At 69.4% G+C, this 25,636-nt stretch carries 23 protein-coding genes and 1 riboswitch; of the genes, 15 read left to right on the top strand and 8 right to left on the bottom strand.

The annotated features are described in order from the left end of the window. Positions 1 to 47: 47 nt before the first annotated feature. Positions 48 to 671, bottom strand: a complete 624-nt coding sequence (locus ACZ5Z2_RS01750) for a TIGR00645 family protein (protein WP_464760261.1) — start codon at positions 669 to 671, stop codon at positions 48 to 50. A 60-nt stretch (positions 672 to 731) separates the two neighbouring features. Next, on the bottom strand, positions 732 to 3,599 hold the full coding sequence (locus ACZ5Z2_RS01745) for a phosphoenolpyruvate carboxylase (RefSeq protein ID WP_464760260.1): 2,868 nt from the start codon (positions 3,597 to 3,599) through the stop codon (positions 732 to 734). 160 nt (positions 3,600 to 3,759) lie between these two features. After that, positions 3,760 to 3,885, top strand: a riboswitch (S-adenosyl-L-homocysteine riboswitch). A gap of 61 nt (positions 3,886 to 3,946) precedes the next feature. Here ACZ5Z2_RS01745 and ahcY point away from each other — a divergent pair. Then, positions 3,947 to 5,386 (top strand): adenosylhomocysteinase, encoded by a 1,440-nt coding sequence (gene ahcY, locus ACZ5Z2_RS01740; protein WP_464760259.1) that lies wholly within the window; start codon positions 3,947 to 3,949, stop codon positions 5,384 to 5,386. Between the two features lie 78 nt (positions 5,387 to 5,464). Here ahcY and ACZ5Z2_RS01735 read toward each other — a convergent pair whose 3' ends face one another. Together ACZ5Z2_RS01735 and ACZ5Z2_RS01730 are read right to left on the bottom strand one after the other, a co-directional pair. Then, positions 5,465 to 6,283, bottom strand: coding sequence for a restriction endonuclease (locus ACZ5Z2_RS01735; RefSeq protein WP_464760258.1), 819 nt, complete (start codon positions 6,281 to 6,283; stop codon positions 5,465 to 5,467). A gap of 74 nt (positions 6,284 to 6,357) precedes the next feature. Beyond that, entirely contained in the window at positions 6,358 to 6,915 is a 558-nt protein-coding gene (locus ACZ5Z2_RS01730; protein WP_464760257.1) for a DUF3228 family protein, read from the bottom strand. Positions 6,916 to 7,198: 283 nt separating this feature from the next. On the opposite strand from ACZ5Z2_RS01730, the gene metF reads away from it, so the two are divergent. The 4 genes from metF to ACZ5Z2_RS01710 all read left to right on the top strand — a co-directional run bounded on the left by metF (position 7,199) and on the right by ACZ5Z2_RS01710 (position 10,874). After that, positions 7,199 to 8,023, top strand: a complete 825-nt coding sequence (gene metF, locus ACZ5Z2_RS01725) for a methylenetetrahydrofolate reductase [NAD(P)H] (RefSeq protein WP_464760256.1) — start codon at positions 7,199 to 7,201, stop codon at positions 8,021 to 8,023. A 39-nt stretch (positions 8,024 to 8,062) separates the two neighbouring features. Then, positions 8,063 to 8,581, top strand: a complete 519-nt coding sequence (locus tag ACZ5Z2_RS01720) for a DUF4124 domain-containing protein (protein WP_464760255.1) — start codon at positions 8,063 to 8,065, stop codon at positions 8,579 to 8,581. Between the two features lie 133 nt (positions 8,582 to 8,714). Next, entirely contained in the window at positions 8,715 to 9,632 is a 918-nt protein-coding gene (locus ACZ5Z2_RS01715; protein ID WP_464760254.1) for a branched-chain amino acid transaminase, read from the top strand. A gap of 66 nt (positions 9,633 to 9,698) precedes the next feature. Next, complete coding sequence (locus ACZ5Z2_RS01710) at positions 9,699 to 10,874, top strand: class I SAM-dependent rRNA methyltransferase (protein ID WP_464760253.1); 1,176 nt, start codon at positions 9,699 to 9,701, stop codon at positions 10,872 to 10,874. Between the two features lie 455 nt (positions 10,875 to 11,329). Here the strand turns inward: ACZ5Z2_RS01710 and ACZ5Z2_RS01705 are convergent, their stop codons facing one another. Further along, positions 11,330 to 12,517: an NAD(P)/FAD-dependent oxidoreductase gene (locus ACZ5Z2_RS01705; protein WP_464760252.1), complete on the bottom strand. Its 1,188-nt coding sequence runs from the start codon at positions 12,515 to 12,517 to the stop codon at positions 11,330 to 11,332. 123 nt (positions 12,518 to 12,640) lie between these two features. On the opposite strand from ACZ5Z2_RS01705, the gene ACZ5Z2_RS01700 reads away from it, so the two are divergent. From ACZ5Z2_RS01700 to ACZ5Z2_RS01665, 8 genes are all read left to right on the top strand, one after another. Continuing rightward, entirely contained in the window at positions 12,641 to 14,080 is a 1,440-nt protein-coding gene (locus tag ACZ5Z2_RS01700) for a DNA recombination protein RmuC (RefSeq protein ID WP_464760251.1), read from the top strand. Further along, positions 14,077 to 14,655, top strand: a complete 579-nt coding sequence (locus ACZ5Z2_RS01695) for an FUSC family protein (protein WP_464760250.1) — start codon at positions 14,077 to 14,079, stop codon at positions 14,653 to 14,655. Before ACZ5Z2_RS01700 ends, ACZ5Z2_RS01695 begins: the two co-directional genes overlap by 4 nt. A 48-nt stretch (positions 14,656 to 14,703) precedes the next feature. After that, positions 14,704 to 15,306 carry a GTP cyclohydrolase I FolE gene (folE, locus tag ACZ5Z2_RS01690; RefSeq protein WP_464760249.1) on the top strand — a complete coding sequence of 201 codons (603 nt, stop codon included), beginning with the start codon at positions 14,704 to 14,706 and terminating at the stop codon, positions 15,304 to 15,306. A 61-nt stretch (positions 15,307 to 15,367) separates the two neighbouring features. Then, positions 15,368 to 16,603 carry a GGDEF domain-containing protein gene (locus ACZ5Z2_RS01685; RefSeq protein ID WP_464760248.1) on the top strand — a complete coding sequence of 412 codons (1,236 nt, stop codon included), beginning with the start codon at positions 15,368 to 15,370 and terminating at the stop codon, positions 16,601 to 16,603. 190 nt (positions 16,604 to 16,793) lie between these two features. Beyond that, positions 16,794 to 17,141, top strand: coding sequence for an EF-hand domain-containing protein (locus tag ACZ5Z2_RS01680; protein ID WP_464760247.1), 348 nt, complete (start codon positions 16,794 to 16,796; stop codon positions 17,139 to 17,141). 55 nt (positions 17,142 to 17,196) lie between these two features. Next, positions 17,197 to 18,483, top strand: coding sequence for a TCR/Tet family MFS transporter (locus tag ACZ5Z2_RS01675; protein WP_464760246.1), 1,287 nt, complete (start codon positions 17,197 to 17,199; stop codon positions 18,481 to 18,483). After that, on the top strand, positions 18,480 to 18,986 hold the full coding sequence (locus ACZ5Z2_RS01670; RefSeq protein ID WP_464760245.1) for a DUF1993 domain-containing protein: 507 nt from the start codon (positions 18,480 to 18,482) through the stop codon (positions 18,984 to 18,986). Before ACZ5Z2_RS01675 ends, ACZ5Z2_RS01670 begins: the two co-directional genes overlap by 4 nt. Before the next feature lie 129 nt (positions 18,987 to 19,115). Then, entirely contained in the window at positions 19,116 to 19,811 is a 696-nt protein-coding gene (locus ACZ5Z2_RS01665; RefSeq protein ID WP_464760244.1) for a hypothetical protein, read from the top strand. A 3-nt stretch (positions 19,812 to 19,814) separates the two neighbouring features. On the opposite strand, the gene dapB is transcribed toward ACZ5Z2_RS01665, so the two are convergent. Then, positions 19,815 to 20,615 (bottom strand): 4-hydroxy-tetrahydrodipicolinate reductase, encoded by an 801-nt coding sequence (dapB, locus tag ACZ5Z2_RS01660; RefSeq protein ID WP_464760243.1) that lies wholly within the window; start codon positions 20,613 to 20,615, stop codon positions 19,815 to 19,817. Between the two features lie 111 nt (positions 20,616 to 20,726). On the opposite strand from dapB, the gene ACZ5Z2_RS01655 reads away from it, so the two are divergent. Beyond that, a complete protein-coding gene (locus tag ACZ5Z2_RS01655; RefSeq protein ID WP_464760242.1) occupies positions 20,727 to 21,185 on the top strand; it encodes a MarR family winged helix-turn-helix transcriptional regulator in 459 nt (152 codons plus the stop codon). A gap of 128 nt (positions 21,186 to 21,313) precedes the next feature. Next, positions 21,314 to 21,739, top strand: a complete 426-nt coding sequence (locus tag ACZ5Z2_RS01650; protein ID WP_464760241.1) for an organic hydroperoxide resistance protein — start codon at positions 21,314 to 21,316, stop codon at positions 21,737 to 21,739. 74 nt (positions 21,740 to 21,813) lie between these two features. Here ACZ5Z2_RS01650 and lpdA read toward each other — a convergent pair whose 3' ends face one another. After that, complete coding sequence (gene lpdA, locus ACZ5Z2_RS01645; protein WP_464760240.1) at positions 21,814 to 23,655, bottom strand: dihydrolipoyl dehydrogenase; 1,842 nt, start codon at positions 23,653 to 23,655, stop codon at positions 21,814 to 21,816. Between the two features lie 90 nt (positions 23,656 to 23,745). Further along, a complete protein-coding gene (aceF, locus tag ACZ5Z2_RS01640; protein ID WP_464760239.1) occupies positions 23,746 to 25,425 on the bottom strand; it encodes a dihydrolipoyllysine-residue acetyltransferase in 1,680 nt (559 codons plus the stop codon). Positions 25,426 to 25,636: the final 211 nt, after the last annotated feature.

The raw sequence follows: 25,636 nt of genomic DNA, 5'->3' as shown, positions 1-25,636 counted from the left end.
CTGTCCGCATCCGGATCGCGGCGTCCGCAAACGGACGCCGCATGTGCTCAATGCGCCTCGCGCTGCCGCTGCAGGCCCGCCTGCATGATGCGGTCGGTCCACGCGATGCCGATGGCCGAGACGATGAACACCAGGTGGATGATGGTCTGCCACATCACGCCCACCGTGGTGAGCGTGGAGCACTGCAGGCCCGAGCCCACGTCGCCGTTCCCGGCGATCGCCGCCAGTTCCGCCGGCGAGCAGAACGGCAGCCCTTGCAGCGCGCCGGCGGCAATGAAGGTCTTCAGCAGGTGGATCGAGGAGATGCCGATGATCGCCATCGCCAGCTTCACCTTCAGCACCGAGGCGTTGACGTGGCTCAGCCACTCCGGCTGGTCGGGGTGGTTCTCCAGCCCGAGGCGCGAGATGAAGGTCTCGTAGCCGCCCACGATCACCATGATCAGCAGGTTGGAGATCATCACCACGTCGATCAGGCCGAGCACGATCAGCATGATCTCCTGCTCGCCCAGCTTCGGCGCCTCGTGGATCAGGTGCCACAGCTCCTTGCCGAACAGGAACACGTAGACGCACTGCGCCACGATCAGACCGAGGTAGAGCGGCAACTGCAGCCAGCGCGCGCTGAAGATCAGCAGGGGCAGCGGGCCGAGCTTGGGCGCGGGACGGTCGGACATGCAAAGCTCCCGGTGGGCGCCCCAGCGTAGCGGGCGCGCCGGGAAGCTGCCAAGCCCCGCTCAGCCGGTGTTCTGCAGGCCCTGCGCCACGCCGTTGACGCAGCTCACCAGCGCGCGCAGCAGGGCGTCGTCCTGGCGGTCGCCCGCGCGCCAGCGGCCCAGCAGGTCGACCTGCAGCAGGCTCATCGGGTCGATGTAGGGGTTGCGCAGGCGGATCGAGGCGGCGAGGCGCGTGTCGCCCTGCAGCAGCTCGCTGGCGCCCTTGAGCCGGAGCACCCAGTGCCGGCTGCGCTCGAACTCCGCGCGGATCAGCGCGAAGAACGGCTCGTGCAGCTCGCCGGCCAGCTGCGAGAACGCCTCGGCGATGTCGAGGTCGCACTTGGCCAGCAGCATCTCCACGTCGTCCAGCGCGTTGGCGAGGAACGGCCAGTCGCGCGCCATCCCGGCCAGCGCGTCTTCGCCGTATTCGGCCGCGCCCCATTCCAGCGCGCTGCCCAGGCCGTACCAGCCGGTGATGATGGAGCGACACTGCGTCCACGCGAACACCCACGGGATCGCGCGCAGATCCTGCACGCCGCGCATGCTGCGCCGGCGCGAGGGGCGCGAACCCAGCGCCATGCGCTCGATCACGTCGATCGGCGTGGCGCTGCGGAAGTAGTCCACGAAGCCTTCGCGCTCGACCAGCGCGCGGTAGGCCTTGCGGCTGCACGCGGACAGCGCGTGCATGCGTTCGCGCCACTGCGTCTCGCGCGCATCCTCCTCGCGCGGACGCAGGCTTGCGCGCAGCACCGCGCCCACGGTCTGTTCGAAGTTGCGCAGCGCCAGCGCGCGGATGCCGTACTTGCGGTGGATCACCTCGCCCTGTTCGGTGACGCGCAGCCGGCCCGCCACCGAGCCGCGCGGCGAGGACAGCAGCGCGGGCGTGATGCGCGCGCCGCCGCGGCTGGCCGAGCCGCCGCGGCCGTGGAAGAACGCCAGCGTGATGCCGTGCTCGCGCGCCACCTCCAGCAGCTCCACCTGCGCCCGCTGCAGGCCCCAGCGCGAGGCCAGCGTGCCGCCGTCCTTGCCGCTGTCGGAATAGCCCAGCATCACCCACTGGCGGTCGCCGCGCGCGGTGAGGTGCGCGCGGTACAACGGGTCGGCCAGCAGGGCGCGCAGCGTGGCCGGGGCGTTCTGGAGGTCGTCGATGGTTTCGAACAGCGGGGCGATGTCGAGGGGCACCACCGTGTTTTCCTTCTCCCCTCCGGGGAGAAGGTGGCCCGCAGGGCCGGATGAGGGGCGGGTGCTCGCGGAGGTGTTGCTACTGCGACTCGCGGCAATGACAGCTTCCGGCAAGCCCAGCCCCTCACCCCGCCCCACTCCCCGAAGGGGAGAGGGAGAAGATCCGGCGCGCTCGACCAGTCCGCCATACCTTGCCAGCGCCAGCACCGCCAGCACGTCGGCGGCGGAGCGCGCCATGCTGATGATGTACAGACCGGTGGCTTCCGCGCCGTAGCGGGCGCGCGCATCGCGCAGGGCGGCGAACACCGCGCGCAGCGAGGCCGCCACGCTGTCCTCGCTGGCGACGAAATCGCGCTCGCCGCGCAGGTGCGCGTGCAGCGCCGCCACGCGTTCGTCCACGCCGCGCTGCGGCCAGTCGGCGTCGTTGAACAAGGCGGCCAGCGCGTCGTCGTGCACGCGCGAGTCCTGCCGCGCGTCGAGCCGCGCGAGGTGGAAGCCGAAGCTGCGCACGCGCCAGACCAGGCGCTGCACCGCATACGCGCCCGCGTGCAGGCCGCGATGGTCGACCAGGCTGGCGGCGATCAGTTCGAGGTCGTCGCGCAGCTCGTCGGCGCTGGCGTAGGCCTCGGGATGGCCGTCCTCGTGGGTGGCTTCCAGCCGCGCGCCGATCACGGTGAGCAGGCTGCGGTAGGGCATGTCGGCGTGGCGCGGCTTGATGCGCGACGCGGCCTGCGGGTAGCGCTCACGCATCTCGCCAAGGCGCTGGCGCAGACGCGGATCGACCTGCACGCGGCCGTCGGTCTGGCTGAGCAGGCGCGCCAGCGCGGCGACGTCGCCGATGTAGCGATCCAGCACCTGCGTGCGCTGGCTGGCGAGGCTGGCGGCGATGGTGTCGGCGCCCACGTTGGGGTTGCCGTCCATGTCGCCGCCCACCCAGGTGGCGAAGGAGAGTACGCGCGGCAGCGGCACCGCCACGCCGTACACCGCCTGCAGCGCGTCGGCCAGCGACTCGTACAGCGCGGGCACGATGCGGTAGATCGGGTCGGCGATGTAGAAGCCCACGTGCTCGCGCTCGTCCTGCACGCTGGGCCGCAGCGGCGAGGCCTCGGCGGTCTGCCAGCCGGCGGAGAGCGCCATGTGGATGCGCTCCTCGTCCTCGCCGCGCTCCTGCGGCGTGCGGCCGGCGTCGAAGCCGTCGACCAGCGCGCGCACGATGGTCTGTTCCTTCTCCAGCAGCGAGGCGCGCACCGCTTCGGTGGGGTGCGCGGTGAACACCGGCTCCACCTCCAGCTTGAACAGCCAGTCGAGCAGCTCCTGTGCGGTGACGCCCTGCGCCTTCAGCCGTTCCAGCACGTCGCGCAGCGATTCCGGCTGCGGCGCGCCGCCTTCGCGCTGGTAGTCGCGGCGGCGGCGGATGCGGTGCACGCGCTCGGCGATGTTCACCGCGTTGAAGTAGGTGGCGAAGGCGCGCGCCAGCGCCTCGGCATGTTCCGCGTCGAGTCCGGCCAGCGGCGCGGTCAAGCCGGCCAGCGGCGCGCCTTCCTGCCGGCGCGCGATGGCGGCGATGCGCACGCGCTCCACTTCGTCGAGGAAGGCCGGCGTGCCCTGCTCGGCCAGCATGCGGCCGACCAGGGCGCCGAGCCGGCGCACGTCGTCGCGCAAAGGGGCATCGGGCAAGGCGGACTCGGGACTGCGGGAGGCGTTCATCTCGACGGCATCGGCTCGCAGGGAAGGGACTTCCGAGCCTAGCGCATATGCGCCCGCCTTGCTGCAATGCCGCATATGACTTTCCGTCATCGACCCAGGTTCCGGCGCGCATGTCTTCCCGCCGGGGACGCCGCGATGGCGCGACGCTATACTTGCGGCCTCCGTCGAGGGGCGCTGCGACCGTTGCCGCATGCGGAATCCTCCGCAGGGCCTGCACTTCCCCGTGCAGGCCCTCCAGCCAACGGCCAGGCTCGACGGCACGATCTTGCAACGGCGCTCAATCACCGCGCGCGTTCTCGCGGCAGCCACCATCGCCGCGAAGCGACGCCATCATCCGGAGATCCACGATGAACGCCGCATTGAAAGAAGACAGCCACGACTACAAGATCCGCGACATCGGCCTCGCCGATTTCGGCCGCAAGGAGCTGGACATCGCCGAGCACGAGATGCCCGGCCTGATGTCGATTCGCCGCAAGTACGCCCCCTCCACGCCGCTGAAGGGCGTGCGCGTGACGGGTTCGCTGCACATGACCATCCAGACGGCCGTGCTGATCGAGACGCTGAAGGACATCGGCGCCGACGTGCGCTGGGCCTCGTGCAACATCTTCAGCACGCAGGATCACGCCGCCGCCGCCATCGCCAAGACCGGCACGCCGGTGTTCGCCTGGAAGGGCGAGACGCTGGAGGAATACTGGGACTGCACGCTGGACGCGCTGTCCTTCCCCGACGGCAAGGGCGGCTTCCTCGGGCCCCAACTCGTGGTGGACGACGGCGGCGACGTGACGCTGCTGATCCACAAGGGCTACGAGCTGGAGAAGGGCGACGAGAGCTGGGTCAACAGCGCCTCCGGCAGCCACGAGGAGCAGGTCATCAAGAACCTGCTGAAGCGTGTGGCGAAGGAGCGCCCCGGCTACTGGACGCGCGTGGTCGCCGACTGGAAGGGCGTCTCCGAGGAAACCACCACCGGCGTGCACCGCCTGTACCAGCTCGCCGAGGCCGGCAAGCTGCTGATCCCGGCGATCAACGTCAACGACTCGGTGACCAAGAGCAAGTTCGACAACCTGTACGGCTGCCGCGAATCGCTGGCCGACGGCCTGAAGCGCGCGATGGACGTGATGCTGGCCGGCAAGGTCGCCGTGGTCTGCGGCTACGGCGACGTCGGCAAGGGCTGCGCGCACTCGCTGCGCGCCTACGGCGCCCGCGTGGTGGTCACCGAGATCGACCCGATCAACGCGCTGCAGGCGGCGATGGAAGGCTTCGAGGTCAACACCGTCGAGAGCACGCTGGGCCGCGGCGACATCTACGTCACCACCACCGGCAACAAGGACGTGATCCGCCTGGAGCACATGCAGGCGATGAAGGACCAGGCCATCGTCTGCAACATCGGCCACTTCGACAACGAGATCCAGGTCGACGCGCTGAACGCCTCCGGCGCCACCCGCCTCAACATCAAGCCGCAGGTGGACAAGTACACCTTCGGCAACGGCAGCAGCATCTTCCTGCTCGCCGAAGGCCGCCTGGTGAACCTGGGCTGCGCCACCGGCCACCCCAGCTTCGTGATGTCCAACTCGTTCTCCAACCAGACGCTGGCGCAGATCGACCTGTGGGCGAACAAGGACTTCTACGACCCGAAGGTCTACATCCTGCCCAAGAAGCTGGATGAAGAGGTCGCGCGCCTGCACCTGGAAAAGATCGGCGTGAAGCTCACCACGCTCAGCGCCGAGCAGGCCGCCTACCTCGGCGTGTCGGTGGAAGGGCCGTACAAGCCGGATCACTACCGCTACTGAGCGGCGGGCTTCGGTACTGCGATGAAGAAACGGGCGCCGCGAGGCGCCCGTTTCGTTTGGCGAGGAAGAACGGCAACCCTATCGCGTTCCGCGACAAGCCGGAAATGCGGAGCAGCCCCAGAACACCTCACCCGTGCGCTTGTTGCTGCGCTCGATCATCGCCTTGCCGCAGCGAGGGCATGCCGGTGGCGTGGCGGCCTCGACGCGCATCGGCATAGGCGCCGTCTGCGCCGGCTTGGCAGGCAGTCCGGCTTGCATTGGCGTGGTCTGCGCCTCGCGGATCATCCGCAACAACGTCTCGCCACCAATCAGATCGATGGGCTTGCCAGTTGCAAAGCGCCGAGCATCTGCCGTGAAGTTGCCCAACGCCACGACCAGCACCGCACCGGCGCGATGGTGGGCAAGCAGACCATACATCTCACGCACTACCGACACCGGCACCTGTTTGCGACGCCACTGCTTGCATTGCACCAGCGTGCGCCGACCGCCGCGGCGCAGGATCAGGTCGATGCCGCCATCGGCGCCACCCAGGCCGGTTTCCTCCACCGTATAACCTTGGCGGCGAAAAGCCTCACCCACCAGCAGCTCGAACTGGCGCCAACCCAGTGCGGCCACACTGTCCAACCCGGTGCGGGTATCGAGCAGCTGCTGGCGCCCACGCCGCCCGAACCACGAAGTAATGGCCGCGATCCAGCACAAGGCGAGCACGATCCACGCCAGCGGCGTGAAAATCGAACCGTGCTGCGCCAAAGCCTGGCCGACGACTCCACCGCTGCTCCCCATCCACCATGCGATGCCATAACGAATGCCGATGAACCCGGCGATGCCAGCCACGATTCCGATCGGCCACGGCAGCGCCGCCAGATCGGTAAACAGATTCGTCCGTGCACGCCCCATGATCTCCTCCCTCCGGCCCCTTCCGAAGTCCGCGCAAACTTACGGGTACAAGACAGGAGCAGGCAAGCACTCGATCACGGCCGCCAGTTCGCGTTGCACTCCCAGAACGCCACCGAACGCCGGTAGGCCTCGCGGTCGAGCGGCACGCCGGAACCACCCTCCTCCACGCCCAGCGCGTTGCGCAGCATGGTGATCGGCGCCATCGGGATTTCCTCCGGCTCCATGGTGTAGAGGCAGCCGACGATGCCCCAGTCGGCGGCTATCGGCTCGCCTTCCTTCGCCAGTTGCTCGCGGCTGTAGAGGATGGGGATGAGCCAGTTCGCCACCGGCGGCTGCACGCCCTCGAACCAGCGCACCAGCACTGGCAGTTCGGCCTTGGTGCGGGCTTCATAGGCGGAGCGCAGCAGGTGGCGGTTGGCGTCGATGATCGGTGCGGTAAGGCAACGCGTGGACGTCCAGTTGCGATGCACGTGCAGCTTGCAGAACGGCGCGTAGCCATCAAGCACCTTGAACGGCGCCTCGTCGTTGAGGCGGCGCTGGAACTCGTCCGGCGTGCAGCCCTGGATGGTGTTCCCGCGCGGTTCGCGCGGGAACAGGCGGGCGCGTGCGAAGGGTGTGAGGACGATGGACATGGGATGACCGGCGATTTCGTTCGCGCGGAGCGTAACGTGCAAGGCCGGCTCAGGCGAGCAGCGCCCACGGACGACCGCCTTGATGAGCGGGGCAATAAGGCGCCCCTTCGACTTTCTCGCGCCTCAAAGCACGGATGTCCAATCCGCTCCGCGTCGCGTCGCGCCTGCGGCACTACGCCCGGGCGAACGGATATCGCCGCATGCACCGGCTCGTTGTTTGGACGTCTATCTTTTCATCGCGATGGACGTATAAAATCACCGGAAACCTTCGCCGGTGACTCCCATGCCCGCCCTCAGCTTTGAATTCTTCCCGCCCAAGACCGACGAACAGCGCACGCAGCTCGACCAGGCCGCGCAGGCGCTGCGGGCCTGGCAGCCCGAGTACGCATCGGTGACGTTCGGCGCCGGCGGCTCCACGCTGAGCTATACCGGCGACACCGTGGCGCACCTGCACCGGGCGCACGGCTACGCGGTGGCGCCGCACCTGTCGTGCATGGGCGGCACGCGCGCGGAGATCCGCGCCCTGCTCGACGGCTACCGGGCCGCCGGCTACCGGCGCATCGTGGCGCTGCGCGGCGACCTGCCCTCCGGCATGGCGAGCGCTGGCGACTTCCGCTATGCCGCCGAGCTGGTGGGCTTCATCCGCGAACACACCGGCGACCACTTCCACATCGAGGTGGCGGCCTACCCGGAAACCCACCCGCAGGCCGACGATGCCCTGGCCGACCTGCGCCACTTCAAGGCCAAGGTGGACGCCGGCGCGAACGGCGCGATCACCCAGTACTTCTTCAACCCAGACGCGTATTTCCGCTTCGTGGACGACGCGCACCGGCTCGGCGTGCGCGTGCCCATCGTGCCGGGCATCATGCCGATCGCGAACTTCACGCAATTGAAGCGCTTCTCCGACGGCTGCGGCGCGGAGATCCCGCGCTGGATCGCCAAGCGCATGCAGGCGCACGGCGACGACGCCGCATCGGTGCGCGCGCTGGGCGCGGAGGTGGTGGCGCAACTGTGCCGCCGCCTGCTCGACGGCGGCGCGCCGGCGCTGCACTTCTACACCTTGAACCGCGCCAGGGCCACGCGTGCGGTGCTGGAACAGTTGGGCTGATTCACGGTCGCCACGGCTGCGCGTCGCTATGCTGGCGCGATGCGCGTGTCCGCCTTGCTGCTCCTGCTGATGTTTTGCGCCTTCGCCGGATCGGCACGGGCGCAGGATGCGATCCACCGCTGCGTGGACGCACGCGGCAATCCCCTGTTCACCGATCAGCCCTGTTCGTCGCAGCAGGCCACTCCGGTGCAGGCGCCAGCGCCCGCCGCAAGCGCCGCGCCACCCGGCGTGCCGATGCCGCTGCACCGTTGCGCCGCCACCACGATAGAGCTGCGCCGGCGCGTGATCGCCGCCTTCGCCGCGCACGACCCCAACCGGCTCGCCGGCCTGATGCTGTGGCGCGGCTACGGCGACCATGCCGCCGTGGACGACCTGCGCGCGCTGGCGCGACTGGTTCGGCAGCCGCTGCTGGAAATCCACTTCGACGACGAACCCGCTTCCGCATCGAGCGCATCGCCGCCGGCAAACGCCCTGCAAGTGCGCACCGAAGGCGGCGACGACGCCAGCTTCGCCGTCACGCATCAGGCCGGCTGCCTGTGGCTGCGCCGCGACGATTGACCCGCCCGGCGGCAGCGCGACCGCTCGCGCACGGCCATGGCGCGCATGCCCTTCCGCGCGCCGCATGCTGCGCCGCAAACATCGGCGCGCGGTGCCCGGGTTTATCATGCGCAGTCCCCTACGGAGATTTGCCATGGCGCAGCAGTACCCCGATTGGATCTGGCAGAACGGCGCGATCAAGCCGTGGGCCGAGGCCACCACCCACGTGATGAGCCACGCGCTGCACTACGGCTCCTCGGTATTCGAAGGCATCCGCAGCTACGCCACGCCGGACGGTGCGGCGATCTTCCGCCTCACCGATCATCTCACTCGCCTGTTCCACTCGGCCAAGATCTACGACATGGCGCTGCCTTACACGCGCGACCAGATCGCCGCGGCCTGCCGCGAAGTAGTGAAGAAGAACGGCCTCGCCGCCGCCTACCTGCGCCCGGTGGCGTGGCGCGGCCTGGGCGGCTTCGGCCTCTCCGCCGAAACGCCGATCGAGGTGGCCGTGGCCGCGTGGCCGATGGGCCCCTACCTCGGGCCGGAGGCGCTGGAGCAGGGCATCACCGCCTGCGTGTCGAGCTGGCAGCGCTTCGCGCCGAACACCATCCCGGCCGGCGCCAAGGCCGGCGGCAACTATCTGTCCGGCCAGCTGATCGCGCGCGAGGCGCGCCGGCTCGGCTTCGGCGAAGGCATCGCGCTGGCCTCCACCGGCCTGCTCAGCGAAGGCGCGGGCGAGAACATCTTCCTGGTGTTCGACGGCGCGCTGCACACCACGCCGGCCAGCGCCTCGATCCTCACCGGCATCACCCGCCACTCGCTGATCACGCTGGCACGAGAGGACGGCATCGAGGTGATCGAGCGCGACCTGCCGCGCGAATACCTCTACCTCGCCGACGAGGTGTTCATGTGCGGCACCGCCGCCGAAGTCACCCCGATCCGCGCGGTGGACGGCAAGCAGATCGGCGCCGGCCATGCCGGCCCGGTCACCCGCCGCATCCAGGAACTGTTCTTCGGCCTGTTCAACGGCAAGACCCACGACAAGTGGGGTTGGCTGGAGCCGGTCTGAGCTTGCCTTGAAGCTCCTCTCCCACTTATGGGAGAGGGGCGCAAAGCGAGCCGCTATGATGTGCGGATGACCGACACCGCACCCGCCCTACCCGTCATCCGCCTCAAAACCGACCGCGCGCCCGGCCACCCCTGGGTATGGTCGGCGCAGGTGCACAAGCCCGAGGGGCGCATCCCGCCGGGCAGCGTAGTGGACGTGGTGGATGCGAAGGATCGCTTCGTGGGCCGCGGCTTCTGGAACGGCCACGCGCGCATCGCGCTGCGCCTGCTCACCGCGAACCCCGCCGAGAGCATCGACGCGGGCTGGATCGCCGCGCGCATCGCCCGCGCCGTGCGGCTGCGCCGCGAGCTGCTGGAGCTGGACAAGGCCACCGACGCCTGGCGCGTGGTGCACAGCGAGGGCGACGGCCTCAGCGGCCTGATCGTGGATCGCTACGCCGACATCCTCGTCGTCGAATACTTCGCCGCCGGCATGTGGAAATTCCGCGACGCGATCCGCGACGCGCTGCTTTCGCACTTCCCCGGCGCGCGCATCTACGGCTTCGCCGAGACGCACGTGCAGAAGCAGGAATCCTTCGACTGCCGCGCCGGCGAACCGCCCGCGCCGGTGGCGGTGCACGAGCACGGCCTCGCCTTCCACGCCGCGCCCGGCGCCGGCCACAAGACCGGCTTCTTCGCCGACCAGCGCGACAACCGCCGCCGCTTCGCGGAACTGGCGCGCGGTCGCCGCGTGCTCGACCTGTGCTGCAACGCCGGCGGTTTCGCGGTGCACGCGATGGCCGCAGGCGCGCGCGAAGCCGTCGGCGTGGACATGGACGCCGGCATCCTCGACATCGCTCGCGCCAACGCCGCCGCGAACAAGCTGGCGGTGGACTTCCAGCAGGCCGACATCTTCGACTGGCTGCGCGACGCGGCGGCGCGCGGCGAAAAGTACGACGCGGTGATCCTCGACCCCGCCAAACTCACCCGTGACCGCAACAAGGTGTTCGACGCGCTGAAGAAGTACTTCGCGATGAACCGCCTCGCGCTGGACGTGATCCCGCCCGGCGGCCTGCTGCTCACCTGCTCCTGCACCGGCCTGGTCGGCGAAGCGGACTTCCTGGAGATGCTGCGCCGCGTGGCGATCAACGCCGGCCGCGAGATCCAGATTCTCGAGGTGCGCGGCGCCGGCGCCGACCATCCCGTGCGCGCCGACGTGCCGGAAAGCCGCTACCTCAAGGCGGTGTTCTGCCGGGTGGAGTGAGGCTTCCGTCCGCAAGGACGAGGGAAGCGGCCCGCCCCGGGGGAATTCCGGAAACTGCCGTCGTTCCAGCGACTCCTGGCGAATGAACCTCGGGTCGCTGGATCTCGGCCTGCGCCCACTGCTGTCCGGAATAATTTGGGGATGGTGTCGAAGGATGAAGGCCCGCGCCGCTTGCACGAAGCGTTGCGAGAAGGCGACTTCATTTCCGATAACGACCACCTATCCAGACTGTCATCCCGGCGAAGGCCGGGATCCAGTAGCGACCATGTTCGCTCAGGCCGCACGGCCACTGGATGACTCGCTTCGCTCGCCCCTTCGGGGCCGCCCTGCGGGCGTTCTGCGCGCTTCGCGCTTGTCCGGCCTGCGCCGGAATGACGAGAAAGACCGCGGCCACGAATGTTCAAAATTATTCCGGACAGTAGTGGGCCTGCGCCGGGATGACGAACAGCTGAGCCTTATCGCGGCAAACGCCCTTTCAACGCCGCCGCGTCGAACGGCCCGGTCTCGGCGATCAGCGCGCGCGCCGCATCCAGCTGATCCCAGGTGTTCCACAGCAGCACGCCGCGCACGCGGCCGTGCTCCAGGTAATACACCACGCCTTCGCGGTGCGGCTCGCGCCAGTCCTCCACCACCTGCAGCCGGGTGTCGAGCAGGCCGACGGCTTCGTAGCCGAGGTCGAACAGGTCGGAGTAGAAGAACGGCAGCGTGTCGTAGCTCTCCGCGATGCCGGCCATCGCGCGACCGGCGCAGCGCCCCATGCCGATGGCGGCGTCCTCGTGCTCCACGCGCAGGCGCCGATCCAGCGCGGGGTTGCAGAAGTTGGCGACGTCGCCGGCAGCCCAGATGCCGGGGTCGCTGCTGCGCAGCTGCGCATCGACCACGATGCCGTTGTCCACCTTGAGGCCCGCCTGTTCGGCCAGCGCGGTGTTCGGCGTCACGCCGAGGCCGGCCACCGCGGCCTCCACCCGCAGCAGGCTGCCGTCGGACAGGCCAAGCTCCACGCCGCCGTCGGTGGGCCGTCCGCCGGTCACGCGCACGCCGCTGCGCACGTCCACGCCACGCTGGCGGTAGTAGTCGTCCAGGTAACGCGCGAGGCCGTCGGGGTAGCGGCCCGCGCCGATGTGCGCATCCGGGAACAGCATGCACACCTTGCAGCCGGCGCCGCACAGCGAGGCGGCCAGCTCCGCGCCGATGAAGCCGCCGCCGATCACCGCGATGATCGCGCCGGGTTCGGCGTAACGGCGCAGCCGCTGGTAATCGTCCAGCGTGCGGAAGTGGATGAGGCGATCGCCGCCCTCGAACGGCAGCCGCCGCGGCGTGGCGCCGGTGGCGAGCAACAGGCGGCGGTAACGGTAGCTGTCGCCCTGCCCGTCGCGCGCGACGCGCCCCGCGCGATCCAGCGCCACGATGCGCCGCCCCGCGTACAGCTTCGCGCCGCTGGCCGCGGTGCCCAGGTCGATGTCGGCCACCGGCTTGTCGCCCTTCCACAGCGCCTTGGACAACGGCGGACGCTGGTACGGCTGCGATGTTTCCTCGCCGACCACGGCGACGTCCGCCGCCACGTCGGCCGCGCGGATCGCCTTCGCCGCCGCGTCACCCGCCATGCCGGCGCCGACGATCAGGTAATCGTGCACGTGTTCCATGGCTCGCTCCCGTCTGGATGCATTCGGCCATCATGCGCGCCAACGGCGAATGCGGTGTGAAGTCGCAAGGCCTGCGACGCCAGGACGTACACTGATGCGAACCGTTCCGCGCGAAACCCGCCCATGCCTGCCAGCGAAACCCTGCTCATCGTCCTCGTCGTGCTCGCACTGGCGATGCTGGCCCTGCAAGTCGCCGTGCTGCTGCGGGGACGCGGCGATGTCGGCCTCGCCGCGAAGCTCGACGCGCTGAAAGACGACAACGAACGCCTGCAACGCGCGCTGCGCGAGGAGCAGCGCAGCGGACGCGAGGAACTGCAGCAGGGCTTCGAGCGCTTCCGCGGCCACGTCAACGAGCAACTGGACGGCATGTCGCGCCAGCAGGCCGAGCGCATCGGCGGCTTCGGCCAGCGCCTCGACGCGCTCACCGACGGCACGCGCAGCGGCCTCGAATCGCTTGCGCAGCGGCTCGCCGAAGACGCGCGCAAGAGCCGCGAGGAACTCGCGCTGGCGCTGAACCGCTTCGGCGAACAGCAGCAGCAGCGCCTCACCGCGCTCGGCGCCCAGCACGAGCAGCGCATGGGCGAAGTGCGCGGCACGCTGGAAGGCCAGCTCAGGACGCTGCGCGAGGACAACGCGCAGCAGCTGGAGAAGATGCGCGCCACCGTGGACGAAAAGCTGCAGGCCACGCTGGAGACCCGGCTGGGCCAATCGTTCCAACTGGTGTCCGAGCGGCTGGAAGCCGTGCAGCGCGGCCTGGGCGAAATGCAGAGCCTCGCCACCGGCGTGGGCGACCTCAAGCGCGTGCTGGGCAACGTGAAGACGCGCGGCATCCTCGGCGAAGTGCAGCTCGGCGCCCTGCTCGACCAGTTGCTGACGCCCGAGCAGTACCGGTCGAACACCGCCACCGTGCCGGGCAGCAACGAGCGCGTGGAGTTCGCGCTGCGCATGCCCGGCGCCGACGCCGAGCACCCGGTGTGGCTGCCGATCGACGCCAAGTTCCCGCGCGAGGACTACGAGCGCCTGCTCGACGCGCAGGAGCGCGCCGACGCCGAAGCCGCCGGCCTCGCCGCGCAGGCGCTGGAACGCCGGCTGCGCGACGAGGCGAAAACCATCCGCGAGAAATACGTGGCGCCGCCGCACACCACCGACTTCGCGATCCTGTTCCTGCCCACCGAGGGGCTGTACGCCGAAGCGCTGCGCCGCCCCGGCCTGTTCGAGGCGCTGCAGCGCGAACACCGCGTCACCATCGCCGGGCCGACCACGCTCACCGCGATCCTCAACGCGCTGCAGATGGGCTTCCGCACGCTGGCCATCGAGAAGCGCAGCAGCGAAGTGTGGCAATTGCTGGGAGCGGTGAAGAGCGAGTTCGGCAAGTTCGGCGACGTGCTGGACAAGGTGAAGAAGAAGCTGGACGAAGCCGGCAAGCACATCGACGCCACCGGCGTGCGCACCCGCGCGATCACGCGCAGGCTGCGCGACGTGGAATCGCTGCCGGGGCAGGAGGCCGCCGGCCTGCTGGAGCAGGCGCCTGCCGACGACGACGCCGCGGACGACGACGCATGAACAGGCACCGCCGCCGGCTGAGCGAACACCATCTCGAGCTGGACGCGCTGGCCGGCGAAGTGCAGCGCCTGTGGAAGGCGCTGCCGCCGCGGCAACGACTGGTGCTCGGCCTGGCGCAGGCGCTGCGCGCGGTGCTGGCCGCCAGCCTCGGCTACTTCGGCGCGCGCGAGCTCGGCCTGCAGCAGGGCTACTGGGCCGCGATCACCGCGATCTCGGTGAGCCAGAGCAGCCACGTGGACGTGCGCAATTCGTCGCGCGACCAGTTCCTCGGCGCGATGATCGGCGGCCTGATCGGCATGGCCGTCGCCACGCTGGGCCACGACCGCTACCTGGCCTACGCGCTCGCGGTGACGATCGGCATGGTGCTGTGCTCGGCCTTCAACCTGGGCGCGGCGGGCCGCATCAGCGGCATCACCACCACCATCATCATGCTGGTGCCGCAGCAGGGCGCGTTCTGGCAGATCGCGCTGTTCCGCCTGGGCGAAGTGACGCTGGGCGCGGCGGCGGCGCTGCTGGTGAGCGCGGCGTCCGATGCACTGGAACGCCGCCTGCTCGGCGCGCCGCCGGCGAGCTGAGCCGCGAAGCCGCTAAAATGCGGCTTCGCCCGACCCACGGAATTCCCCATGAGCAAGCACGCAACCGACGACGACGTCACCCCGCAGCAGGCCGAGGAGGCCGTGCGCACCCTGCTACGCTGGGCCGGCGAGGATCCCGCGCGCGAGGGCCTGCTGGACACGCCCAGGCGCGTGGTGAAGGCGTACCGCGACTGGTTCTCCGGCTACGGCGAGGATCCGGCCGACTACCTCAAGCGCACCTTCAAGGAAGTCGAGGGCTACGACGAGATGGTGGTGCTGCGCGACATCGAGTTCGAGAGCCATTGCGAGCACCACATGGCGCCCATCGTCGGCCGCGCCCACGTCGGCTACCTGCCGACCAACCGCGTGGTCGGCATCAGCAAGCTGGCGCGCGTGGTGGACGGCTATGCGCGCCGCTTCCAGGTGCAGGAGAAGCTCACCGCGCAGATCGCCCACTGCATCCAGGAGAACCTGCAGCCGGCCGGCGTGGCGGTGGTGATCGACGCCAGCCACGAGTGCATGACCACGCGCGGCGTGCACAAGCGCGGCGTGTCGATGGTCACCAGCCAGATGCTGGGCGCGTTCCGCGACGACGCGCGCACGCGCGCCGAGTTCCTGCAGTTCATCGGCATCCACGGCGGGGTGCGCTGAGGCGGTCGGGCCGCGGCCGGCAACCACCGCGCGCCGCAAGCACCATCGCCACTCCGGTCCCGTGCATATCGACCTGGCCACCATCGTCCTGTTCGGCGCCCTGCAGGCGCTGCTGCTAGCGCCCCTGCTGCTTGCCGCCACGCGCGCCTACGCCGGTGTCGCCCGCACCAGCCTGCGCATCTGGGGCACCGTGTTGCTGCTGCAGGTGGTCGGCTGGGTGCTGATGGGGCTGCGCGGCCAGGTCAGCGACTGGCTGTCGATCGTGCTCGCCAACGGCGTGCTGATGGTTTCCTACGCCGAAACCGCCCGCGCGCTGCGCCTGCTGCTGGGCGCGCCGCAGCGCGTGGCCCTGCTGGTGGCGATCGGCGCGGCCGGCTGGCTCGGCATCGCCTGGTTCGGCGTGGTCGCACCCGACTTCCGCATGCGCGTGTACATCGCCGTGCTGGCGCTGGGCGCCTATCTGCTGTTGCTGGCGTGGCCGCTGCGCCATGCGCTGCGGCGCGGCGGCTCGACCGCGCAGCGCGTGATGCTGCTGGTGCTGCTGGGTGCCCTGGTGGGCTGGGGCGCCCGGCTGGGCGATCTGGCCGTCCACCCCGCGGGCGCCGGGCTGCTCACCTACTCGCCGGCCAACGCGGTGCAGATGATCTACAGCGCAGTGGAGCCGGTGCTGGCCAGCATCGGCTTCCTGCTGATGTACAACGAGACGGTGCAGGCCGAGCTGCGCCGCCTGGCGCGCACCGATCCGCTCACCGGCACCCTGAACCGCCTTGCGCTGGACGAGGAGTCCCTGCGGCTGTTCCGCGCGGCGGAGCATCCCAACACGCTGGCCGCGCTGATGATCGACATCGACCACTTCAAGCGCATCAACGACAACTTCGGCCACGTCGTCGGCGACCGTGTGCTGGCCGCCCTGGCCGCCGGCATCCGCTGGCGGCTGCAACCGCCGGCGGTGCTGGGCCGCATGGGCGGCGAGGAGTTTCTTGCCTTGCTGCCCGGCATGGGCGTGGCCGAGGCCAGGGCCGTGGCCGAACAACTGCGTGTGGCCGTGGCCACCATGCAGCCCATGCCCGATGCCGCGATTCCGGCCGTCACCATTTCCGTCGGCATCGCCGCCTACCGACCCGACGACGCCGGCGCGGACGACCTGATCCAGCGTGCGGATCGTGCGCTCTACGACGCCAAGCGCGCCGGGCGCAACCGTGTCGCCGCCGCCATGGGCGATGCCGCGCCGGCTCAGCCCGCTGCGACCGACCATTCGCCGCAGGCGTCGTCGGCCACGCCCGCGAAGCATTATTGATCCGGCCCACAAATACGATACATCCACCGTTCGTCCTGAGCGTAGCGAAGCGGAGTCGAAGGACATCGACTGAAGCTATTTGCGGGCCGGATCAATAGCGCGCGGCACCACGCCGCCGATTCGCGCATCGCCGATGCACGGCACGCGTCCGTTCTCGACGCGATCGTGCGCATGCCGCACACTGCCGCGCATGCCGCCTGCCCCACGCCGCCTTCGCCACGGCCTCGCCGCGTTGTGCTTGCTGCTGCCGCTCGCGGCGGCGGCGCAGGATTCGCGCGACGCCTACCTGCGCCAGTTCGACGCCGACGGCAACGGCTGCGTCAGCGAAACCGAATACGTGGCGTACATGAGCCGCGGCTTCGAGCGCATGGACACCAACCACGACGGCGTGCTGGAGCCGGACGAGCTGCCCGGCGGCCACGGCAGGCCGGTGACGCTGAAGGAATGGCAGGACAACCTGCGGCGCCAGTTCCACCGGCTGGATCGCCGCCGCAACGGCTGCCTCGACGCGCAAGAACTCACGGCGCCGCCGGGCTGAGCCGCTGCGCAACGCGATGCGCTATCGTTCCGCGTCTGCCCCAGCGCACCACGCCATGAACTTGCCTGCCGAACCCATGCCGCGCCGCCGCGCAGCCCTCGCCTTCATCTTCGTCACCGTGATGCTGGACATGCTGGCGTTCGGCATCGTCATCCCGGTGCTGCCGCACCTGATCGAGGGCCTGATCGGCGGCGACATCGCCAAGGCGGCCTCCTGGGTGGGCTGGTTCGCCGCCTTGTTCATGGCCATGCAGTTCGTGTTCTCGCCGGTGCAGGGCGCGCTGTCGGATCGCTTCGGCCGGCGCACGGTGATCCTGATCTCCAGCTTCGGCCTGGGCATGGATTTCATCGTGATGGCGCTGGCGCCCACGCTGTGGCTGCTGTTCGTGGGGCGGCTGTTCTCAGGCGCCTGCGCCGCCAGCTTCTCCACCGCGAACGCCTACATCGCCGACATCGTGCCGAAGGAAAAGCGCGCCGCCGCGTTCGGCATGCTGGGCGCAGCGTTCGGCGTCGGCTTCATCGTGGGGCCGGCGCTGGGCGGCTTCCTCGGCCACTGGCACCTGCGCCTGCCGTTCTGGACGGCCGCCGGGCTGTCGCTGGTGAACTTCTGCTACGGCTGGTTCGTGCTGCCGGAGTCGCTGCCGAAGGAGCGCCGCACGCCACGCTTCGACTGGCGCCGCGCCAATCCCGTCGGCGCGGTGGTGCTGCTGCGCCGCTATCCGCAGGTGTTCACGCTGGCCGCGGTGTTCTTCCTGATCAACCTCGCGCAGTTCTCGCTCAACTCCACCTACGTGCTGTTCATCCAGTACCGCTTCGACTGGGGCCCGCAGACCGCGGGCTACACGCTGGGCCTGGTCGGCCTGTGCAGCGGCCTGGTGCAGGCGGTGCTGGTGCGCCGGCTGATGCCGAAGCTGGGTGAGCGGAAGATGATCCTGCTCGGCCTGTCGCTGTGCGTGCTGGGCTACCTCGCGTTCGGGCTCGCGCCCGATGCCTGGCTGTTCCTGCTGGGGATCCCGGTGTTCTGCCTCGGCGGGCTCGCCGGGCCGCCGGCGCAATCGATGATGACCCACCAGGTCGACCCGCACGAGCAGGGTCGCCTGCAGGGCGCGCTGACCAGCCTCGCCAGCCTCGCCGGCATCTTCGGCCCGGCGATGTTCGCCAACCTGTTCGCGCTGTTCATCAGCGACCACGCGCCCGTTCCGCATCTGCCCGGCGCGGCCTTCGTGCTGGCGGCGCTGCTGCTGGTCGTCGCCACGCTGGTGGCGATCCGCGCCACGCGCCACGCCGCGCCGGCGTTCGCGCTCGCCCCTTCTTCCCCCGAACCAATGGAGCACATCCCATGAGCCTCTCCATGTACCAGGCCTCCGTGCCCGTCTTCGTCCGCGCGCTCACCAACCTGCGCCACGTGCTGCAGAAGGGCGAGGCCCACGCCAAGGCCAAGGGCATCGACGACGCCGTGCTGCTGCAGACGCGCCTGATCCCCGACATGCTGCCGCTGGTGAAGCAGGTGCAGATCGCCTGCGACATGGCCTGCCGCGGCAGCGCCCGCCTCGCCGGCGAGGAGCCGAAGAGCTTCGAGGACAACGAGGCGACGATGGCCGAGGTGGTCGATCGCATCGACCGCGCCCTCGCCTACGTGCAGTCGTTCGACGCCGCGAAGATCGACGGCAGCGAAACCCGCGCCATCCACCTCAAGATGCGCAACGGCGAACTGAACATGGACGGCCAGTCCTACCTGCTGCAGTTCATCCAGCCCAACCTGTACTTCCACTGCACCACCGCCTACAACCTGTTCCGCGGCATGGGCGTGGAAATCGGCAAGACGGATTTCGTCGGCGCGCTGTAAGGATCGCGGCCCTCCCGCGTCCACGCGGGAGGGCCGCCGCGCGATGCGTCCGATCGCCGGCGACGGCGCGGAAACGCGCGCCGCGATCCGCTACGCTTCGCAGCCGCACCCGCCGGCGCCGGAGAACGCATGCACATCGAACCGCCCCATACCCGCCTGGCCTCCTTCAGGGATTTCGCCAAGCACTACCTGATGATCGTGCTCAGCATCCTCACCGCGCTGGGGCTGGAGGCGTGGATCGAACATACGCAGCATGCGCATGCGGCGGCCACCGCCAGCATGCAGATCGAGGCCGAGATCCGCAGCAACCTGGCCGCGGTCGACACCGATGCGCAACGGGACGCCAGGCAATTGCAGAAGCTGGACGCGATCCGCGACGCGGTGATCCACGACCTCAAGTCGAACGCGCCCGACGACGCGGTGCGCAAGCACATCCTCGCCCTGACCAGCGGCGGCTTCGACTTGAACATGCAGTTTCCCACCCTGCGCCACGAAGCCTGGGACGTGGCGGTGGCCAACCAGTCCGCCAGCTGGATCGACCGCGCCCGCATGCAGCGCTACTCCGCCGCCTACGCCAACGCGCGCGACAGCGTCACCCTGATGCGCGAGGACACCGCGATCCTGATGAACGGCACGGGCATGGTGGACACCATCGCCGACCTGGACGTCGGCCAAGTGGAGCCGCGCCAGTTCCTGCACGTGGTCAGCCAGATGCGCGCGATGATCGACCAGACCGCGCAGAACCTGCGCATACTCCAGAAGCAGCTCGAGGCCGCCTTGCCGACGGCGCCGCAACGCGATGCCGGCAACACCGGCCACGCCTGACGATCAGAGCTCCAGCACCGCATCCAGCCCGCGGTGCAGGCCGACCAGGCCGGGCACCTTGCGGATCGCCAGCAGCGCGCCGTCCACGTAGGGCCTCGCGCTGCCGCCCGCGTTGTGGCGGATGCTGAGGGTCTGGTCGGGCAAGCCGAACAGGGTTTCCGCGCCGAGCACGTAGCCGGGCAGGCGTACCGCATGCACCTGGCTGCCGGCCAGGGTGCCGCCGCGCGTCTCGCGCAGTCCACGCGTTTCTTCCAGCGGTACTTCCAGCACCGGCTGGCGCTGCCGGCCCATGCGCATCGCCAGTTCGCGCACGGTGCCGCTGGGTGCGTCGGGCTTGCCGGCATAGGCGTAGTCGATGATCTCCCACTGCGGCAGGATCTTCGCCGCCATCTCGGAGAATTTGATCAGCAGCACCGCGGTGAGCGCGAAGTTGCCGCAGGCAAGCACGCCGCGCCCGCGCTCGCGCGCCGCGGCATCGATTTCGGCGTAGTCCGCGTCGCTCAGGCCCGAAACGCCCACCACCACGTGCGCGCCGTGCGCCAGGGCGGCGAGGACATTCGCCTTGGCGACGTCGGGATGGGTGTATTCGACGAACACGTCGCAGGGCCGCGCCAGCGCTTCGGCCGCGCTGGCGAACACCGGCGCCGTCAGCCCGGGATCGCCCAGCACCTCGCCGAGGCCGCGGCCCGCATGGCTGCGCGACACCGCGCTGACCAGCGCCAGGTCGCTCGTCGCCGCGATGCCGCGCGCCAGTTCCGAACCGGCCCAGCCGGTGGCGCCGGCGAGACATACCTGCAGGGTCATGGCGGGTTCCTCGCTCATGGAAAGGAGCGCGCAGCACAGCATGGCGGCGGCGCGATGGCAAGACCATCAATATTGCTTGCAATTGAATAGCGCGCTATGTATATTTCGGCCATGAACACGCAACGCGCCCAAGCCGCCACGCCCCCGCTGCTGCTGGATCAGCAGCTCTGCTTCGCCCTCTACGCGGCGAACCTGGCGATGGGCAAGGTGTACCGCAAACTGCTGGCCGAGCTCGGCCTCACCTATCCGCAGTACCTGGTGATGCTGGTGCTGTGGGAGCGCGACGGGCTGACCGTATCCGAGATCGGCGCCCGCCTGTACCTGGACTCGGCCACCCTCACGCCGCTGCTCAAGCGGCTGGCGGCCACCGGCCTGCTCGTCCGCGAGCGTTCGGCCGAGGACGAGCGCCAGGTGGTGATCAGCCTCACCGCCAAGGGGCACGCGCTGAAGAAACGCGCGAGTGCCGTACCCGCAGGGGTGTTCTGCGCCGCCGGCTGCGCACCGAACGAGCTGCGCTCGCTGAAGCGCGACCTGGAACGACTGCGCGAGCGCCTGGCCGATGCGGATTGACCCGATGCCGGAAAGACATTCATTCACGCAATAAGTAGCGCACTATTCAATAGCAAGATATCGACGAGGCTCGCCGGGCCACCCGATCGATTCCCGCCCGAGGCCCGGCCACATACGAGGCAACCACCATGTCCATCGAAAAAGTCCTGTACCGCGCCCACGCCAAGGTCACCGGCGGCCGCGACGGCCACGCCGCCTCCTCCGACGGCGTGCTCGACGTCAAGCTGACCGTGCCGAAGGAACTCGGCGGCAACGGCGCCGCCGGCACCAATCCCGAGCAGTTGTTCGCGGCCGGCTACTCGGCCTGCTTCCTTGGCGCGCTGAAGTTCGTCGCCAGCCAGGACAAGCGCGTGCTGCCCGCCGACACCAGCATCGAAGGCTCGGTCGGCATCGGCCAGATCCCCACCGGCTTCGGCATCGAGGTCGAGCTGAAGATCCACGTGCCCGGCCTGCCGCGCGAGGAAGTGGAAGCGCTGGTGCAGAAGGCCCACATCGTCTGCCCCTACTCCAACGCCACCCGCGGCAACATCGACGTGAAGCTGGTCGTGGCCTGATCCCACGGCCGCGCCGCACCGAAGCCACATGCAGAAAGCCCGGCGCGAGCCGGGCTTTTTGCGGAGGGATGCACTCACTTCTTCTTCGGGATGTAGAGGTCGGTGATGGTGCCTTCGTAGACCTCGGCCGCCATGCCCACCGACTCGCCCAGCGTCGGGTGCGGGTGCACGGTGAGCGCGATGTCGGCCGCCTCGCTGCCCATCTCGATCGCCAGCGCCAGCTCGGAGATCAGGTCGCCCGCGTTCACGCCGACCACGGCGCCGCCGACGATGCGATGGGTTTCCTCGTCGAAGATCAACTTGGTGAAGCCCTCGGTGCGCGCGATGCCGATGGCGCGGCCGGAAGCCGCCCACGGGAACTTGCCCACGCCGACCTTGAGGCCCTTCTCCTTCGCCTCGCGCTCGGTGACACCCACCCAGGCCACTTCGGGGTTGGTGAAGGCCACCGACGGAATCACCCGCGCGTCGAAGTGCGCCTTGTGGCCCGCGGCGACTTCCGCCGCCACGTGCGCCTCGTGCACCGCCTTGTGCGCCAGCATGGGCTGGCCCACGATGTCGCCGATGGCGAAGATGTGCAGCACGTTGGTACGCAGCTGGGTGTCGACGTTGATGAAGCCGCGCTCGGTCACCGCCACACCGGCCTTCTCGGCGCCGATCTTGTTGCCGTTGGGCGAACGGCCCACGGCGACCAGCACGCGGTCGAACACGGTGGTCTCGGGGATGCTCTCGCCCTCGTACTTGACCTCGATGCCCTTCTTGCCGGCCTTCGCTTCGGTCACCTTGGTCTTGAGGTGGATGCCCTTGAGCTTGCCGCCCAGGCGCTTGGCCAGCGGCTTGACCAGGTCGGCGTCGGCGCCGGGGATGATCTGATCCATGAACTCGACCACGGTCACCTCGCTGCCCAGCGCGGTGTACACCGTGGCCATTTCCAGGCCGATGATGCCGCCGCCGACGACCAGCAGCTTGCCGGGCACGTCCTTCATTTCCAGCGCGCCAGTGGAATCCATCACGCGCTCGTCGTCCCACGGGAACGCAGGCAGCTTCACCGACTGCGAACCGGCGGCGATGATGGCCTGCTCGAAGCGGATCAGCTTCGCGCCTTCGGACGTCTGGACTTCCATCTCGTGCGGCGACACGAACGTGCCCGTGCCCTGCACCGTGCGCACCTTGCGCTGCTTGGCCATGCTGGCGAGGCCCTTGGTGAGCTGGCCCACCACGCTGGCCTTGAAACCGCGCAGCTTGTCGAGGTCGAGCTTGGGCTTGCCGAAGCTGACGCCGTGCGCGGCCATCGCCTCGGCCTCGTCGATCACCGCGGCGGCGTGCAGCAATGCCTTGGAGGGGATGCAGCCCACATTGAGGCAGACGCCGCCCAGCGTGTCGTAGCGCTCCACCAGCACGGTGTCGAGGCCGAGGTCGGCGGCACGGAACGCGGCGGAGTAGCCGCCGGGTCCGGAGCCGAGGACGACCAGTTGGCACTCGATATCCGGCTTCTTTCCAGTGACAGCCGCCGCTTGCGGCGCGTTTGCTCCCTCTCCCCTTTGGGGAGAGGGTTGGGGTGAGGGGCGGGTGCTCGCGGAAGCGTTGCTAGCAGCCTTCGCTTCGTCGCCAGACTGCGGCGAGCTTGTCCCCTCACCCCGGCCCTCTCCCCGGAGGGGAGAGGGAGAAGCGGCGGCATCAGCGGTTTCGAGCAGCAGGATCACCGTGCCCTCGGACACCTCGTCGCCCAGCTTCACCTTGAGTTCCTTCACCGTGCCGGCGGCGCTGGACGGCACTTCCATCGTCGCCTTGTCCGACTCCAGCGTGATGAGGCTCTGTTCCTTCGCCACCGTGTCGCCGGGCTTCACCAGCACCTCGATCACCGGCACGTTGTCGTGGCCGCCGATGTCGGGAACCTTGATTTCGATCGTGTTCGCCATGGGGAATCCTTGGATCACTATGTGGGGAGGTGGCGCCAAGGGCGGCCCCTCACCCCAGCCCTCTCCCCGGAGGGGAGAGGGAGACAAGAGTCAGAGCAGCAGGCGGCGGATGTCGCCGAGCTGCTTCGCCACGAACGCGGCGAAGCGCGCGGCGAGCGCGCCGTCGATCACGCGGTGGTCGTAGGAGAGCGACAGTGGCAGGATCAGGCGCGGCGCGAATTCCTTGCCGTTCCACACCGGCTTGATCGCCGACTTGGAGACGCCGAGGATGGCCACTTCCGGCGCGTTGACGATGGGCGTGAACGACGTGCCGCCGATCCCGCCCAGCGAGCTGATCGAGAAGCAGCCGCCGGACATGTCGTTCGGGCCGAGCTTCTTGTCGCGCGCCTTCTTGGAGATCTCGCCCAGCTCGCGGGCCAGGTCGAGCAGGCCCTTCTTGTCCACGTCGCGGATCACCGGTACCACCAGGCCGTCGGGCGTGTCCACCGCGATGCCGACGTGGAAGTACTTCTTGAGGATCAGCTTCTCGCCGGTCTCGTCCAGCGAGGCGTTGAACTGCGGGTATTCCTTCAGCGCCGCCACCACCGCCTTCATCTGGAACACCAGCGGGGTGATCTTCAGATCCTTGTTCTCCTCGCCGAGCTTCTTGCGGAAGGCCTCCAGCTCGGTGATGTCGGCGTCCTCGTGCTGGGTGACGTGCGGGATCATCGCCCAGTTGCGCGCGAGGTTGGCGCCGGAGATCTTCTGGATGCGCGAGAGCGGCTTCTCCTCCACCGCGCCGAACTTGCTGAAGTCCACCTTGGGCCACGGCAGCAGGTTGAGCCCGCCGCCTGCCGCCACGGTGCCGCCGCTCACCGGCCGCGCGCCCGAGGCCAGCGCGTGCTTGACGTAGGCGCTGACGTCCTCGCGCACGATGCGGCCGGCGCGCGCACTGCCCTTCACCTGGTGAATGTCCACGCCCAGCTCGCGGGCGAAGGCGCGCACCGCAGGGCTGGCGTAGGGCGCGTCGCCCGGCATCACGATGTTGGCGTCGAACGGCGGGCGCGCCTGCGGCGGCACGTCGCCTTCCGGCGCGTTGCCGGGCAGCACGCTGCGGCCGCCCTGCGGCGCGGGCTTCTCTTCAGACTTCGGCGCCGGGGCGGGCGCGGGAGCTGGCGCGGCAGGCGCCGGGGCGGCGCCGCCTTCGGCCTCGATCAGCGCGATCACCGCGCCTTCGGAGACTTCGTCGCCCAGCTTCAGCTTCATTTCCTTCACCACGCCCGCGAACGGCGCGGGCACTTCCATGGTGGCCTTGTCCGATTCCAGCGTGACCAGGCCCTGATCCTTGGCGACGCGGTCGCCCGCCTTCACCAGCACCTCGATCACCGGCACGCCGCTGTGGCCGCCGATATCGGGCACGCGCGCCTCGCGCACGCCGCCGCCACTTTCTCCCTCTCCCCTTTGGGGAGAGGGCTGGGGTGAGGGGGCAGGGCCTGCGGAAGCGCTTGTTGCGGCCGGCGCCGATGCGGGCGCGGGCGCAGTACCAGCCACGCCCTCGGCCTCGATCAGCGCGATCACCGCGCCCTCGGAGACCTCCTGGCCCAGCTTCACCTTCACTTCCTTCACCACGCCGGCGAACGGCGCGGGGACTTCCATGGTGGCCTTGTCCGACTCCAGCGTGATCAGGCTCTGCTCTTTTTCGACGCGGTCGCCGGGTTTGATCAGCACCTCGATCACCGGCACGTTGTCGTGGCCGCCGATGTCGGGTACGCGGGCTTCTTGGATGGCCATGGTGTCTCCTGCGGATGGCGAGGGCAGACCGCGAGGTGGGGACGTAGGGCGGTCGCAAGGCTTGCATCATAACGAACGGGGCAGGCCAGCGGCAGGTTTCTTCGCCACGCGATTTGCGTGCGCATACGTATGCACGTCATGACGAATGCACATGACGGGAGGCCCATGCACCGCACCGCCCGCTTGCCCCACACTTCCCCCCCATCGTCCA

Source organism: Rhodanobacter sp. G1 (assembly GCF_055397855.1).
This window is presented reverse-complemented; position numbering and strand designations above follow the sequence as displayed.

Coding starts and splice junctions, on each gene's coding strand:
- ACZ5Z2_RS01750 (WP_464760261.1), bottom strand. CDS start 671: ATGTCCGACCGTCCCGCGCCCAAGCTCGGCCCGCTGCCCCTGCTGATC.
- ACZ5Z2_RS01745 (WP_464760260.1), bottom strand. CDS start 3,599: ATGAACGCCTCCCGCAGTCCCGAGTCCGCCTTGCCCGATGCCCCTTTG.
- ahcY (WP_464760259.1), top strand. CDS start 3,947: ATGAACGCCGCATTGAAAGAAGACAGCCACGACTACAAGATCCGCGAC.
- ACZ5Z2_RS01735 (WP_464760258.1), bottom strand. CDS start 6,283: ATGGGGCGTGCACGGACGAATCTGTTTACCGATCTGGCGGCGCTGCCG.
- ACZ5Z2_RS01730 (WP_464760257.1), bottom strand. CDS start 6,915: ATGTCCATCGTCCTCACACCCTTCGCACGCGCCCGCCTGTTCCCGCGC.
- metF (WP_464760256.1), top strand. CDS start 7,199: ATGCCCGCCCTCAGCTTTGAATTCTTCCCGCCCAAGACCGACGAACAG.
- ACZ5Z2_RS01720 (WP_464760255.1), top strand. CDS start 8,063: ATGCGCGTGTCCGCCTTGCTGCTCCTGCTGATGTTTTGCGCCTTCGCC.
- ACZ5Z2_RS01715 (WP_464760254.1), top strand. CDS start 8,715: ATGGCGCAGCAGTACCCCGATTGGATCTGGCAGAACGGCGCGATCAAG.
- ACZ5Z2_RS01710 (WP_464760253.1), top strand. CDS start 9,699: ATGACCGACACCGCACCCGCCCTACCCGTCATCCGCCTCAAAACCGAC.
- ACZ5Z2_RS01705 (WP_464760252.1), bottom strand. CDS start 12,517: ATGGAACACGTGCACGATTACCTGATCGTCGGCGCCGGCATGGCGGGT.
- ACZ5Z2_RS01700 (WP_464760251.1), top strand. CDS start 12,641: ATGCCTGCCAGCGAAACCCTGCTCATCGTCCTCGTCGTGCTCGCACTG.
- ACZ5Z2_RS01695 (WP_464760250.1), top strand. CDS start 14,077: ATGAACAGGCACCGCCGCCGGCTGAGCGAACACCATCTCGAGCTGGAC.
- folE (WP_464760249.1), top strand. CDS start 14,704: ATGAGCAAGCACGCAACCGACGACGACGTCACCCCGCAGCAGGCCGAG.
- ACZ5Z2_RS01680 (WP_464760247.1), top strand. CDS start 16,794: ATGCCGCCTGCCCCACGCCGCCTTCGCCACGGCCTCGCCGCGTTGTGC.
- ACZ5Z2_RS01675 (WP_464760246.1), top strand. CDS start 17,197: ATGAACTTGCCTGCCGAACCCATGCCGCGCCGCCGCGCAGCCCTCGCC.
- ACZ5Z2_RS01670 (WP_464760245.1), top strand. CDS start 18,480: ATGAGCCTCTCCATGTACCAGGCCTCCGTGCCCGTCTTCGTCCGCGCG.
- ACZ5Z2_RS01665 (WP_464760244.1), top strand. CDS start 19,116: ATGCACATCGAACCGCCCCATACCCGCCTGGCCTCCTTCAGGGATTTC.
- dapB (WP_464760243.1), bottom strand. CDS start 20,615: ATGACCCTGCAGGTATGTCTCGCCGGCGCCACCGGCTGGGCCGGTTCG.
- ACZ5Z2_RS01655 (WP_464760242.1), top strand. CDS start 20,727: ATGAACACGCAACGCGCCCAAGCCGCCACGCCCCCGCTGCTGCTGGAT.
- ACZ5Z2_RS01650 (WP_464760241.1), top strand. CDS start 21,314: ATGTCCATCGAAAAAGTCCTGTACCGCGCCCACGCCAAGGTCACCGGC.
- lpdA (WP_464760240.1), bottom strand. CDS start 23,655: ATGGCGAACACGATCGAAATCAAGGTTCCCGACATCGGCGGCCACGAC.
- aceF (WP_464760239.1), bottom strand. CDS start 25,425: ATGGCCATCCAAGAAGCCCGCGTACCCGACATCGGCGGCCACGACAAC.